The organism is Kitasatospora sp. NPDC001132, assembly GCF_053598415.1.
The window spans coordinates 1-12,643 of the sequence record NZ_JBSFKF010000003.1 but is presented as its reverse complement, the minus strand read 5'-3'; the positions used below and the strand labels follow the sequence as shown (position 1 = coordinate 12,643).

Below are 12,643 nucleotides of genomic sequence, written 5' to 3'. Positions count from 1 at the left end.
TCAGCCTCCCTGGACGGCGGTGAGGATCTCGATCCGGTCGCCGGTGTCCAGCGCCGTCGCGGGCCACGAACCGCGCGGCACCACGGCCTCGTTGAGCGCGGCGGCGACGCCGGTGTTGGCGGCGCTGACGGAGGCCACCACCTCGGCGAGGGTGGTCCCGGCGGACAGCCGGCGGGGCTCGCCGTTGACGGTCAGGGTGATCTCGGTCGGGGCGGTCCCGTTCTGCGGGGTCCCGTTCCGGGTGGTCTCGGTCATGCGGAGGCCTTCGTCGTGGAGCGGTCGGGGGAGAAGCGCAGGGGCGTGAACGGCCTTGCGAGCTCGGGGACTTCGCCGGTGGCCAGGTACTCGGAGACCAGGTCGGCGGTCACCGGGGTGAGCAGCACGCCGTTGCGGTGGTGGCCGGTGGCGGCGACCAGCCCGGGCAGCGAGGTCGGGCCCAGCAGCGGGGCGTTGTCCGGTGATCCCGGGCGCAGCCCGGCCGAGGTCTCCAGCAGCGGGAGTTCGGTGATGCCCGGGACCAACTCGTGGGCGTCGCGCAGGAGTTCGTACACCCCGCCGGCGGTGACGGTGGTGTCGTAGCCCTGCTCCTCGGTGGTCGCGCCGACCACCAGCTCGCCGTTCTCGCGCGGCACCAGGTACACGTGCCGGCCGCGGACGACGGCACGGACGTTGCGGGACAGGAACGGACGGTAGGCGTCAGGGACGCGCAGCCGCAGCACCTGCCCCTTCACCGGGCGGATCGCGGGCAGCACCCCCTCGGGCAGGCCGGGCAGCCGGTGGCTGTGCGGGCCGGCGGCGAGCACGACCTGTTCGGCGCCCACCGTCTCCCCGGTGCTCAGGCGGGCGCCGGTCGCCCGGCCGTTCCCGACCAGCAGCTCGACGGCTTCGGCCCGGTGGAACAGGACCCCGGCGCCCTCGCAGGCGAAGACCAGGGCGTCCAGCAGCCGGCGGCCGTCCACCTGGTGGTCCTCGGCCACGTGCAGGCCGCCGCGCACCCCGGGGGCGAGCATCGGCTCCAGCTTGCGGGCCTCCCGGCCGGTCAGCCAGCCGGAGTCCAGGCCGAGGCGCTGGTGGAAGGCGTGCAGTTCGCGCAGTTCCGCGCGGTCGTCGGAGTCCAGCGCGACGGCGAGCGTGCCGCAGCGGCGGTAGCCGGTGTCCCGGCCGCCGCCGGCCTCGGTGAGCTCGGCGGCGAAGTCCGCGTACCGCTCGTTCGAGGCCATGCCGAGGCGCAACAGCGGCTCCTCGCCGTACTGCAGCTCGGTGACCGGGGCGAGCATGCCGGCCGCGACCCGGGCCGCGCCGCCGCCGGGGGAGGGGTCGACCACGGTCACGTTCCGCAGGCCGCGCTGGGCGGCGCGCCAGGCGATGGCGAGGCCGATGACGCCCCCGCCGATCACCAGCACGTCGGCGTGGGCGGGCGATGGCAAGCGTGACAAAGCTGCTCTTCTCCCTTCGCCGGTATGACCCGGATCAGGTTCGGACGGTCGCAGGCCGTGTCAGCCCGCCTCTCAGCCCGGTCCGCCGGGCTCCCGTGTGGTGCCCCCACCTTAACGCCGGGGGTCGGCCCGGCCGAAGGCCCGTACGCGGGGTGGACAGCGGCGCGGGAGGTGGGACCCGCCCGGCCGGAGGCCCGAACCGGGGAGGGACCGCCCGCACCCCCGGCCCACCCCCGGCCCCGCGGCCGCCGGTCGGCCGCTGAGTACAGTGACCGGCGTGGCAGAGCTGAGCGGAACGGATCAGGTGGTCGTCGTCGGAGCCGGGCTGGCCGGGGCGCAGTGCGCCCTCAAGCTGCGGCAGGGCGGTTGGCAGGGGCGGATCGTGCTGGTCGGCGAGGAGCCGCACGCGCCGTACGACCGGCCGCCGCTCTCCAAGGACGTGCTGCTCGGCAAGGCCGACTCCACCGCCCTGGACATCGACTACGGGCAGCTCGACATCGAGCTGCTCACCGGCCGCCGCGCCACCGGCCTCACCCCCGGCGTGCTGCACACCGACGGCGGCGACCTCCCGTACGGCTCGCTGGTGATCGCCACCGGCGCCGTGCCGCGCGCCCTGCCCGGCGCCGAGCGGGCGCACCTGCTGCACACCCTGGACGACGCCCTGGCGCTGCGTGCGCTGCTGCGCCCCGGGCTGCGGCTGGTGCTGGTCGGCGCGGGCTGGATCGGCGCCGAGGTGTCCACCGCGGCCCGCGCGGCCGGCTGCGAGGTGACGGTGGTCGAGGCCGGTCCGGCGCCGCTGCCCGGCGCGCTGCCGACGGAGATCGGCTCGGCGATGGCCGCCTGGTACGCCGCGGCCGGGATCGAGCTGCGCTGCGGCGTCGGCGTGGCCGCCGTGGAGCCCGGCGCGGTGCTGCTGGCGGACGGCTCGCACCTGCCCGCCGACGAGGTGGTGGTCGGCATCGGGGCCCGCCCCGCGACCGGCTGGCTGGCCGGCACCGGGGTCGAGCTGGACGCGACCGGCGCCGTCGTCGTGGACGGGCGGCTGCGCACCTCGGTGCCCGGCGTCTTCGCGGCGGGCGACTGCGTCAGCTACCCGTCGGCCCGGGCCGACGCCCGGCTGGCCGTCCAGCACTGGGACCACGCCCTGCAGTCCGGTGAGGCGGTGGCCGCCGCCGTCCTGGGCGCGGACGCGCCGGACTACGACCCGGTGCCGTACTTCTGGTCCGAGCAGTTCGGGCGGATGGTCCAGTACGCCGGCCGGCACGCCGAGGGCGACGTGCCGCTCTGGCGCGGCGGTCCGCAGGACGGCGAGTGGTCGGTGCTCTGGCTGCGCGACGGCGTGCCGAGCGCGCTGCTGGCCGTGGACCGGCCGCGCGACCTCACCCAGGGGCGCAGGCTGATCGAGCGCGGCACGGCGCTGGATCCGGTCCGCGCGGCCGACCCCGCGGTGCCGCTGAAGGCGGCCGTGGCGTAGGGCCGGGTGCGCGGCGGGCCGTCGAGGTGGCAGTCTGGTGCCGTGAGTGAGATCGATGCCAAGACTGACGCCCTGGTCCCCCAGTGGCTGTACCTGCCCGACATCTCCGAGCGGTGGGGTGTGCTGGTCACCGAGGTCCGCAACATGGTCAAGAAGGGTGACCTGATCGCGGTCCGCCGCGGTCCCAACAAGTCCCTGCAGGTCCCGGCGGCCTTCATCGACGAGACCGGCCCGGTCAAGCACCTGGTCGGCCTGCTGACCGTGCTGCGGGACAGCGGCTTCTCCGACGAGGAGATCATCGAGTGGATGTTCTCCGAGGACGAGTCGCTGCCCGGCACCCCGGTGCAGGCGCTGTGGGAGAACCGGGCGACGGAGGTCAAGCGCCGCGCCCAGGCCATGGCGCTGTGATGACAGACCCCCGCGCCGCCCTCGCCGACGCCCGGCTGTACCTGTGCACCGACGCCCGTCGGGAGCAGGGCGACCTCGCCGAGTTCCTGGACGCGGCGCTGGCGGGCGGGGTGGACGTCGTCCAGCTGCGCGACAAGGGCCTGGAGGCCCGGCAGGAGCTGGCGGCCCTGGAGGTCTTCGCCGACGCCTGCCGACGGCACGGCAGGCTGCTGGCCGTCAACGACCGCGCCGACGTCGCCCACGCGGCCCGACCGGACGTGCTGCACCTCGGCCAGGACGACCTACCGGTACCGGCCGCCCGGGCGATCCTCGGCGAGGACGTGCTGATCGGCCGCTCCTGCCACGCCGAGTCCGAGGTGGACGCGGCGATCGCCGAGCCCGGCGTGGACTACTTCTGCACCGGCCCGGTCTGGCCGACCCCGACCAAGCCGGGCCGCCCGGCCCCGGGCCTCGGCCTGGTCTCGTACGCGGCGAAGCAGGCCACCGACCGGCCGTGGTTCGCGATCGGCGGGATCGACCTCGGCAACCTGGACGAGGTGCTGGCCGCCGGCGCCCGCCGGATCGTCGTGGTGCGGGCGATCACCGCCGCGGCGGACCCGGGGGCGGCCGCCGCCGAGCTGTCCCGCCGGGTGCGCGCCGCGCTCTGACCGCCCGGGTCCGCGGAACCCGCCGGATCCGCCCGGATCCGTGGGGCCCCGGCCCGAACCGGTAGAGAACCCGCCCGAGGCCGTCGCCGTCCGTCAGTACTTGCGGACGGTGGCGGCCTCGGCCAGTGCCAGCAGCACCGCACGGGCCCGCCCGTCGGCGAGCGGCGCCGCCTCCAGCGCGGCCAGCGACTGCCGCATCAGCTCCTCGATCCGGCGTTCCACCACCTCCGGCGCGCCGCTGCGGGCGACCAGCGCGCGCAGTTCGGCGACCTCGGGGGCGGCCAGGTCCGGTGCGCCGAGCCGCCCGTCCAGGTGTCGGGCGTCGGCGGCCGACAGGCCCCGCATCGCGTGGGCGACCAGCAGGGTGCGCTTGCCCTCGCGCAGGTCGTCCCCGGCCGGCTTGCCGGTGACGGCGGGGTCCCCGAAGACGCCGAGCAGGTCGTCGCGCAGCTGGAAGGCCTCGCCCAGCGGCAGCCCGAACGCCCCGTACGCCTCGACCAGCTCGGGGCCGGCGCCGGCCAGCAGCGCTCCCACCTGGAGCGGCCGCTCGATGGTGTACTTCGCGGACTTGTAGTGCAGCACGGTCTGCGCGCGGTCCAGCGCGCCCTCGTCGGTCGAGTCGCCGGCCACCGGCTCCAGCACGTCCAGGTACTGGCCGAGCATGACCTCGGTGCGCATCAGGTCGAACACCGGCTTGGCGGCCAGGACGGCGGCGGGCTCCAGGCCGGAGCGCAGGAAGAGCTCGTCGCACCAGATCAGCAGCAGATCGCCGAGCAGCACCGCGGCCGAGGTGCCGTACTGCTCGCGGTCACCGCGCCAGCCGTTGTCGCGGTGCAGCGCCTCGAAGCGGCGGTGGACCGAGGGCAGGCCGCGGCGGGTGTCGCTGCGGTCCATCAGGTCGTCGTGGACCAGGGCGCTCGCCTGGAGCAGCTCCAGGGCGGCGGCCGCGTTGGCGATCGCCTCGCCGGTGGCGCCCCCGGCCGGGCCACCGGCGCCGCGCCAGCCCCAGTAGCAGAACGCCGGGCGCAGCCGCTTCCCGCCGTCCAGCAGGAAGTCGCGCAGCGCGTCGGCGGCGGGGGCCAGCCGGGGCGAGATCTTGTCGAGCAGCACGGACTGGCCGTCCATGAACGCGGCGAGCGCCGCGTTGACGCGGGTGCGGACGTCCTCCACGTCAATGGGATTGGCCGCACTGCTGGCCGCACTGATGGCCGAACCGGGGTTGGCCGGCCGGGTGCTGGACGAGGTCACGATGGGGCTCCGCTGGTTCTCTGGGGGTGCAGCAAGCGTAGCGGGGCGGCCGGGAACGGGCGTGCGAGCGGCCCCGCCGGGGGCGCGCGGGAGGCGCCGCGGAGCCCTACCGGGGTGAACCGGAGCGCCGTCCATCAGTTGTCTCAATAGATGGAATCCGATGTCCGGCCCCTCCGACCGCCGGATAGCCTGCCAGCATGGCACTCGGCATCGCTTCCACGAGAACGGATCGCGCACTGACCGTGCGCGAACTCCTGGCGGCCGGCAAGCGCTCCTTCTCCTTCGAGTTCATGCCGCCGCGCACCGAGGTCGGCGAGCAGAAGCTCTGGGACGCCATCCGCCGGCTCGAGCCCCTCGACCCCAACTTCGTCTGCATGACGTACGGCGCCGGCGGCTCCTCGCGCGAGCGCACCGTCAACATGGTCGGCCGGATCGCCACCGAGACCACCCTGACCCCGGTCGCCCACCTCACCGCGGTGGACCACTCGATCGCCGAGCTGCGCAACATCATCGGCCAGTACGCCGACCAGGGCGTGCGCAACGTCCTCGCGGTCCGGGGCGACCCGCCCGGCGACCCGATGGGCGAGTGGGTCAGGCACCCCGACGGCGTCACCTACGCGTACGAGCTGGTGGAGCTGATCAAGGGCATCGGCGACTTCTGCGTCGGCGTCGCGGCCTCGCCGAACATGCACCCGCGCTCCACCGACTGGGACGAGGACATCCGGCACTTCGTCGCGAAGATCCGCTCCGGGGCCGACTACGCGATCACCCAGATGTTCTTCGAGGTGGACGACTACCTGCGGCTGCGCGACCGGGTGGCGGCCGCCGGCTGCGAGGCGCCGATCATCCCGGAGATCATGCCGGTCACCAACGCCAAACAGCTGGAGCGCTTCCCGCAGCTCAGCGGCTCGGCCTTCCCGGCCGACCTGGAGGCCCGGCTGCGGGCGGCCATCGACGACCCGGAGGCCCTGCGGGCCGTCGGCATGGAGCACGCCACGGCGATGGCCGAGCGCCTCCTCGCCGAGGGCGCGCCCGGTCTGCACTTCATCACGCTGAACCACTCGACGGCGACGCTGGAGATCTACCAGAACCTGGGGCTGCACCGGCGCTGACGCCGGGTGTTCACGCGCCCGTCACCGTACCGGGGGTGGCGGGCCCGGTCGTGTGCGGCCGGTGTCCGGGGCCCGGGGAACGCGATGCGGTACCCCGGCCGTTGAACCGGTACAGTCGCCGCACACGCGCGGCGCACACGCGCGGGCACGCGACTGGAGGTAGCGGGCGGATGGGCATCGGATACCTGCTGCTGTACGCCGCGTTGGCGGTGGTGGCGCTCTGGCTGGTCGCGGAGGTGCTGCTGCAGAACCGGGCCCCGGTGCACTGGCGGGTCCTGGCCCTGGCCGGCTTCCTGGGCGTGGCCGTCGGGATGGTCCTCGGCTCGGTCGTGGTGATCGGCGCCGGCGCCGCGCTGTTCGCGGTCGGCCAGACCTTCGTCACCCTCTCGGTCAGGCGCGGCTACCAGACCGGCTGGTCCCTGCGGAAGCCCGACGGCAGCCTGCCCGGACCGCTCGCCAAGGTGCCGCTGCTCGGCGCCCTCACCGGCGGCACCGCCGCGGTGGCGGCCGCCGCGGCCACCCGGAAGCGGGTCGGCGAGGTCAGCGCCGTCGAGGAGACCCCGGAGCCCCTGCCGGTGCCCGACGAGGTGCCGGAGGTCGAGCAGACCGCCGCCTTCGAGATGCAGGAACTCGCCCAGGACGGCGTCTACGCCTCCGCGTACTACGAGCAGCAGCCGCAGGTCCAGCACCAGCCCCAGGACCCGTACGCCGGCGCCTACCAGGCCGGCTACGACCAGCAGCAGTGGCAGACCCAGCAGCAGCCCGCCTTCGACTACGAGCAGCAGCCGTACGAGCAGTCGTCCTACGACCAGCAGTCCTACGGCGGCTACCCCCAGCAACAGCAGGACCCGTACGGCGGTTACCCGCAGCAGGACCCCTACGCGGGCTACCAGCAGCCGCAGCACCAGCAGCCGCAGCACCAGCAGGCCTGGGACCAGAACGCCCAGCCCCAGCAGCAGTGGCAGCCCCAGCCCGACCCGAACGTCCAGGGCATCCCGCAGCAGCCGACGTACGACCAGAACCACGGCTACCAGCAGCAGCACACCTGGCACCAGGGCTGACCCCGGTCCGACGGCCCTAGGCCGGGCCGATCAGCCCGGCGGTGATGCAGGCCGACATGCCGACCCGGGCGAGGCCGCCGCCGGGGTGGGCGTTGCCGCCGACCAGGTAGAGCCCGGGGACGGGGGACTCGTTGGCGGCCTTCAGCCAGGAGCCCCCGGAGCCGGCCAGGGCCGGGCGGGCGACCGCGCCGCCGAGGGCTCCGGTCTCCCTGCGGGTGTCCTCCGGGGTGCGGACGACCCGCCACAGCACCCGCTCGCGCAGGCCCAGGCCGGCCGCGTCCACATGGGCGAGCAGGCGGTCGGCGTAGCGGTCGGCGACGCCCGGCGCCGTCCAGTCGAACTCGCCCTGGGCGGGGACGGTCGCGGTCAGCACCACGCTCTCGTGGTCGTCGTCGGGCCGCAGCGCCGGGTCGTCCGGGCGCAGCACCTGGACGGTGGGGCGCTCGCACGGCGGGACGGAGAGGGTGAGGGCGTTCGCCTCGGCAGCCGGATCGGCCGCGTGCACCACCGTGCGGTGCGCCGTGCCCTCCGGCCGGGGCCCGCGCAGTGCGAGCAGCACGCTGAACCGGCCGGGCACCTCCTGCGGCTCCCAGTCCTCGGCCGGCACCCCCGGCCACTCGGAGAGGCCGTGGCGGTGGAGGGCGGCGGTGTCCATCGCGGAGACCACCAGGTCCGCGTCGATCCGGCCGCCCGCCGTCTCGACCCCGCGCGCCCGGCCGCCCTCGACGACCACCCGGGTGACCGGGGTGTCGAAGCGGAACTCGACCTTGCGCAGCTCGCAGCGGCGGAACACCGCGTCCGCGAGCGCCCGCAGGCCGCCCCGGACGTACCAGACGCCGAAGGACTGCTCCATGTACGGCAGCACGGTGGCCCCGGCGGGCGCCTCGGCCGGGTTGAAGCCGTACCGGACGGCCGACTCGAACAGCAGGGCGGTCAGGCCGGGGTGGCCGCCGAGCTCGCGCGCGGCCACGTGCTCCAGGGACCACGGCTGCGCGCGGCGCAGCCGGGCCAGGCCGGTGCGCGGCGGGACGGGGTACGGGTCGGTGCCCAGCAGGGCCCGGTCGGCCGCGGACAGCACGCCGCGCTCGGCCGGCAGCGGCTCCTCCAGCAGCGGGCGGCGGGTGGCCTCCCAGACCGTCCGGCCGTGGTTCATCACCGCGCTCCAGCGGGCGCCGGAGCCCGCGCCGAAGGCGGCGTCCAGGGCCTGGCTGACACCGCCGCGGGAGGCGTTCGGCAGGGTGACGACGGTGCCGTCGGCGAACAGGTGCCGGCTCTCCGGGTCGACCGGGGCCAGCTCGACCAGCTGCTCCAGCGGCTCCCTGCCGGTCTTCAGCGCCAGGTCGCGGTAGACCGCGGGGAGGGCGAGCAGCCCGGGCCCGGTGTCGAAGGCGAAGCCCTCGCGCTCGTACCGCCCGACCATGCCCCCGTGGGTGCCGCCCGCCTCGCAGACCGTCACCCGGTGGCCGATGGTCGCCAGCCGTGAGGCCGCCGCGAGCCCGCTCATTCCTGCGCCGATGATGACGATCCGTGCCATGGCACCAGATCCTAGGACGGCCCTTACGCGACCCCCGCCGCCCGGGCGGCCCGGCGCTCGCGGCGGCGGGCCCGGAAGGCCCGGATCCTGCTGACCGCCAGCCGGACCAGCAGCAGCCCGACGGCCAGGACCACGGCGGCCGCGGTGGCGGCCAGCCAGGGGTGGAAGATCGCCAGGGTGATCAGGCCGGCCACCGAGAGGTCCTCCGCCAGGCTGACCACGATGTTGCTGGCCGGCTCGGGGGAGGTGTTGACGGCCATCCGCAGCGAGGCCTTCACCAGGTGGCTGACCAGCGCCGAGGTGCCGCCCATCGCGCCGGCCGCGACCTCGCTCAGCGAGCCGGGGTCGTTGCTCGCGATCAGCACGCCGACGGTGGCGCCGGCGACCGGCCGGATCACCGTGTGCACGGCGTCCCAGACGCTGTCCAGGTACGGGATCTTGTCGGCCACCGCCTCCAGTGCGAACAGCACGCCGGCCACGACCAGCACGTCCGTGCGCTCCAGCGCCCGCGGCACCGAGTCCGCGTCGGCGAACCTGCCCAGCAGGCCGAGCAGCAGCACCACCGCGTAGGCGTTGACGCCGCTGGCCAGTCCGCTGGTGAAGATCAGCGGCAGGACCGTCATCTCGTCCCCCTCCTCGTCATCGCGTCCCCTCGTCGTCTCGTCGTCCGGCGGGGTCGGTCCGTGCCCGGCTCCGCCGTACCGTACCGGCAGCCGGGACGCGGTGGGCGCACCTCCCGGTTCCGGCGGCCGGCGGGCCGGGGCGGACTGAGTACGGATACTCAGATCCACGGTTGAGTACCTCAGCGGATGGCCGCCGACCTGCGCAGACGGGAGAGTGGAGGCACCCGGGAGGGCGGCGCGTCGGGCGCCGGGCCCACCCGGGCGGCGGATCCGTCCGTCCCCCGGAAGCGAAACGCCAGGGGGAGGCGGCGGACGGACCGCCACGGGGCTGGTCACGGTCCTCGCACCGCCGACACGGGGCGGCGGAGCGGGCCGGGGGGAGACCGGCCGTACGGGGGAGTCGCACCGCCGACCGTGGGATCGGCGGAGCGACGGCATGGCGGCGGCGCGGAACCGGGGGAGGACCGCGCCCGCCGCCTTACGCCGTTTCCGGAGCCTTTCCGGCCACCCTTGCCCGCTTCCGGCTCACCGGGGGCCCGGATTGTCAGTGCCGCCGTCCACGATGGAGACGCACGGGCCACCCGGTCCGCGCGCTGCCTCGGAACGGGGGAGACCATGACCATCAGCCGTCCTGAGCCCGTCACCGCCCGCCTCCACTCCGCCGCCCTGCCGCTCTTCCCGGGTCCGTCCGCCGGACGCCCCGCCACAGCGGACGTCCATCCCGTGCTGCGCCGGGTCTCCGCGCCGCCGGCCGCCCTCGACCTGCTCGCCGACGCCCACCGCACCCTCGCCCGGGCCCGCGCCCTGGAGGATCCGCTGGAGCGCTACGCCACCGCCCACCTGGCCGCGCTGCGCACGGTGGCCGCCGTCCTGGCGGTGCGCGGGCGCCCGGAGAAGAGCCCGCGCCGCCGCAAGGCCATCCGCAGCGCGTGGGAGGTGCTGCCCGAGGTGGCCCCCGAGCTCGCCGAGTGGGCGCTCTACTACGGTGCGGGTGCCCGCCGCCGGGCCGCCGCCGAGGCCGGGATCAGGGGCGCCGCCTCGGCCCGCGACGCCGACGACCTGATCCGCAACTCCGCCCTGTTCCTGCGCCTGGTCGAGCGCCTGCTCGGCCTGCACGCCGTCCCGCCCCCGCCCCGGCTGCCGCCGGACGGCGGCGAGCCGCCGGGCGTGGGCGTGGTCCCCGCCGGGCCGGTTTAGGCCTGTCTCCTGGATTTCGTCGGACCAGGCCGCGGCGTCGGGGTGCGTGCATCGCAAGGCGGAGGCGGGGGAGCGCCGTGGGCCCGGCAAGGATCCGAGGGACAGGCTCTAAGGTGGAGGCATCCTGATCGAACTGCACGTGCCAAGGAGCCCCACCTTGTACCCGACGCGTCCCCGCAGCGCCCTGCGTACCGCCGTGGTGTGGGAGGTGGTCCGGGCGGCCCTGGAGAAGCGGTCGGCCGAGCTGGACCAGCCGGTGCTCGACGTGGTCGACACCGGCGGCGGCACCGGGAACTTCGCCGTGCCGGTCGCCAAGCTCGGCCATCGGGTCACCGTGGTCGACCCGAGCCCGGACGCCCTGTTCGCCCTGGAGCGCCGGGCCGCCGAGGCCGGTGTGACGGACCTGGTGCGGGCCGTCCAGGGCGACACCCAGACCCTGCCCGAGCTGGTCGCCGCCGGCAGCGTCGACGCGGTGCTCTGCCACGGCGTGCTGGAGATGGTGGACGACCCGGCCGAGGCGCTCGGCAGCCTGGCGGGCACCCTGCGCGAGGGCGGCGTGGTCAGCCTGCTGGCGGCCAACCGCAACGGCGCCGTGCTGGCCCGCGCCCTGGCCGGCCACTTCAACGAGGCCCGCACCGTGCTCACCGCCGCCGACGGCCGCTGGGGCGAGCAGGACCCGATGCCGCGCCGCTTCACCGGCGAGGAGCTGGGCCGGCTGGCCGAGGCCGCGGGCCTGCGGGTGGAGTCGGTGCACGGCGTACGGGTCTTCTCCGACCTCGTCCCCGGCGTGCTGGTGGACACCGAGCCGGGCGCGCTGGACGCGCTGCTGAAGCTGGAGGAGGCCGCCGCCGCGCAGCCCGCCTTCCACGCCGTGGCGACCCAGCTGCACCTGCTGGCCACCCTGGGCTGAGGCGCCCCTCCGGGCCCGCGCGCCCCTTCACCGACCCTCCCGCCGCCGTACGGCTTTTTCGCACGCCGTACGGCGGCGGTTCAGGATCTTGAAGCCGCCGGCTCTCCCGGCCGTGTTCCCGTCCCGCGCCGCCCGGCTCCGGCCCTGCCACGGCGCCCGGTGGCGAACCTGCCCAGGTCCGGGACGATTCCATCCGATCGGGCACTTGTCCGGGGCGTGGTGCGTTGACACCGGTGCGGCCGTCCCCGCACGAAGTGGCCCGTCCCACGCGGCGCCGACCACTCCGTAACGGGCCCACGGACCGTATGATCTGGGTAAAGCCGGAAAGCATGACAGCCGGACGCGTGGGGCATATGGACGACACGGGCCGGGTCCCCCGCACGGGCGTCCGACCGTGTGCCCCAAGGCTGATTGGACTTGCCTCCCCGACCGGGGTGGGCGGACCGGTCGCACCCGCGACCGACGAGTAGGAGGACTCCGTGCCGCTCTCGGAGCACGAGCAGCGACTGCTCGACCAGATGGAGCGAGCGCTGTATGCCGAAGATCCCAAATTCGCGTCTGCGCTTGAGGGAACCGGGCTGCGCACCTACACCCGTCGGCGGGTCTACCTGGCCGTCGCCGGCTTCGTGGTGGGCATCGGCCTGCTGATGGGCGGCATGGTCGTGCCGGACCAGATCTGGGTCAGCGTCGTGGGCTTCCTGGTGATGCTCGGGTGTGCGGTGTTCGCCGTGACCGGCTGGCGCCGTGGGCCCGCCGGCCAGGGGGCCGGGGCCCGCCCGGCCGCCGCCCCGCGCCGCAAGGCCGGGATGATGGACCGGGTGGAGCAGCGCTGGCAGCGTCGCCGGGACGAGCAGACCGGGGGCTTCTGAGCCGCCGGGCCGATACCTGTGAAGCCGGGGCGGGCAGTCGATCGACTGCCCGCCCCCCCGTGGGGGCCCGACCCCCCGCCCCGGCCCCCCTCGGAAGAGCGGCGGGGGGGGGAAGAGTGTGTTT

General features: G+C 75.4%; 13 protein-coding genes and 1 riboswitch. Of the genes, 8 read left to right on the top strand and 5 right to left on the bottom strand.

Annotated features, from left to right (window positions below; all coding sequences use genetic code 11):
* On the bottom strand, positions 1–255 hold the full coding sequence (thiS, locus tag ACWDBE_RS04460; protein ID WP_449790721.1) for a sulfur carrier protein ThiS: 255 nt from the start codon (positions 253–255) through the stop codon (positions 1–3).
* Positions 252–1,436: a glycine oxidase ThiO gene (thiO, locus tag ACWDBE_RS04455; RefSeq protein ID WP_449790720.1), complete on the bottom strand. Its 1,185-nt coding sequence runs from the start codon at positions 1,434–1,436 to the stop codon at positions 252–254. Before thiO ends, thiS begins: the two co-directional genes overlap by 4 nt.
* Positions 1,431–1,543, bottom strand: a riboswitch (TPP riboswitch). (Overlaps the previous gene by 6 nt.)
* A 161-nt stretch (positions 1,544–1,704) precedes the next feature.
* Between thiO and ACWDBE_RS04450 the strand changes: the two genes are divergently transcribed.
* The 3 genes from ACWDBE_RS04450 to thiE are packed head-to-tail and all read left to right on the top strand — an operon-like array spanning position 1,705 to position 3,965.
* A complete protein-coding gene (locus ACWDBE_RS04450) occupies positions 1,705–2,910 on the top strand; it encodes an NAD(P)/FAD-dependent oxidoreductase (protein ID WP_449807192.1) in 1,206 nt (401 codons plus the stop codon).
* 42 nt (positions 2,911–2,952) lie between these two features.
* The gene (locus ACWDBE_RS04445; RefSeq protein ID WP_449807191.1) at positions 2,953–3,318 is read left to right on the top strand and encodes an Rv2175c family DNA-binding protein; all 366 of its coding nucleotides are present in this window, start codon (positions 2,953–2,955) and stop codon (positions 3,316–3,318) included.
* Positions 3,318–3,965, top strand: coding sequence for a thiamine phosphate synthase (gene thiE / locus ACWDBE_RS04440; protein ID WP_449807190.1), 648 nt, complete (start codon positions 3,318–3,320; stop codon positions 3,963–3,965). Before ACWDBE_RS04445 ends, thiE begins: the two co-directional genes overlap by 1 nt.
* 93 nt (positions 3,966–4,058) lie before the next feature.
* Here the strand turns inward: thiE and ACWDBE_RS04435 are convergent, their stop codons facing one another.
* Positions 4,059–5,213, bottom strand: a complete 1,155-nt coding sequence (locus ACWDBE_RS04435; RefSeq protein ID WP_449807189.1) for a polyprenyl synthetase family protein — start codon at positions 5,211–5,213, stop codon at positions 4,059–4,061.
* A gap of 197 nt (positions 5,214–5,410) precedes the next feature.
* Between ACWDBE_RS04435 and metF the strand changes: the two genes are divergently transcribed.
* On the top strand, positions 5,411–6,325 hold the full coding sequence (gene metF / locus ACWDBE_RS04430) for a methylenetetrahydrofolate reductase [NAD(P)H] (protein ID WP_449790715.1): 915 nt from the start codon (positions 5,411–5,413) through the stop codon (positions 6,323–6,325).
* A gap of 170 nt (positions 6,326–6,495) precedes the next feature.
* The gene (locus ACWDBE_RS04425) at positions 6,496–7,386 is read left to right on the top strand and encodes a hypothetical protein (protein ID WP_449807188.1); all 891 of its coding nucleotides are present in this window, start codon (positions 6,496–6,498) and stop codon (positions 7,384–7,386) included.
* A gap of 16 nt (positions 7,387–7,402) precedes the next feature.
* Here ACWDBE_RS04425 and ACWDBE_RS04420 read toward each other — a convergent pair whose 3' ends face one another.
* Both ACWDBE_RS04420 and ACWDBE_RS04415 read right to left on the bottom strand, forming a co-directional pair.
* Positions 7,403–8,920 carry a phytoene desaturase family protein gene (locus tag ACWDBE_RS04420; RefSeq protein ID WP_449807187.1) on the bottom strand — a complete coding sequence of 506 codons (1,518 nt, stop codon included), beginning with the start codon at positions 8,918–8,920 and terminating at the stop codon, positions 7,403–7,405.
* Positions 8,921–8,943: 23 nt separating this feature from the next.
* A complete protein-coding gene (locus ACWDBE_RS04415; protein WP_449790712.1) occupies positions 8,944–9,543 on the bottom strand; it encodes a DUF4126 domain-containing protein in 600 nt (199 codons plus the stop codon).
* 615 nt (positions 9,544–10,158) lie between these two features.
* Between ACWDBE_RS04415 and ACWDBE_RS04410 the strand changes: the two genes are divergently transcribed.
* The 3 genes from ACWDBE_RS04410 (at position 10,159) to ACWDBE_RS04400 (ending at position 12,519) form a co-directional block, all read left to right on the top strand.
* Positions 10,159–10,740: an SAV_6107 family HEPN domain-containing protein gene (locus tag ACWDBE_RS04410; protein WP_449807186.1), complete on the top strand. Its 582-nt coding sequence runs from the start codon at positions 10,159–10,161 to the stop codon at positions 10,738–10,740.
* Between the two features lie 157 nt (positions 10,741–10,897).
* Positions 10,898–11,650: a methyltransferase domain-containing protein gene (locus ACWDBE_RS04405; protein ID WP_392922450.1), complete on the top strand. Its 753-nt coding sequence runs from the start codon at positions 10,898–10,900 to the stop codon at positions 11,648–11,650.
* Between the two features lie 479 nt (positions 11,651–12,129).
* Positions 12,130–12,519, top strand: coding sequence for a DUF3040 domain-containing protein (locus tag ACWDBE_RS04400; protein ID WP_074000911.1), 390 nt, complete (start codon positions 12,130–12,132; stop codon positions 12,517–12,519).
* The last annotated feature ends 124 nt before the right edge of the window (positions 12,520–12,643 follow it).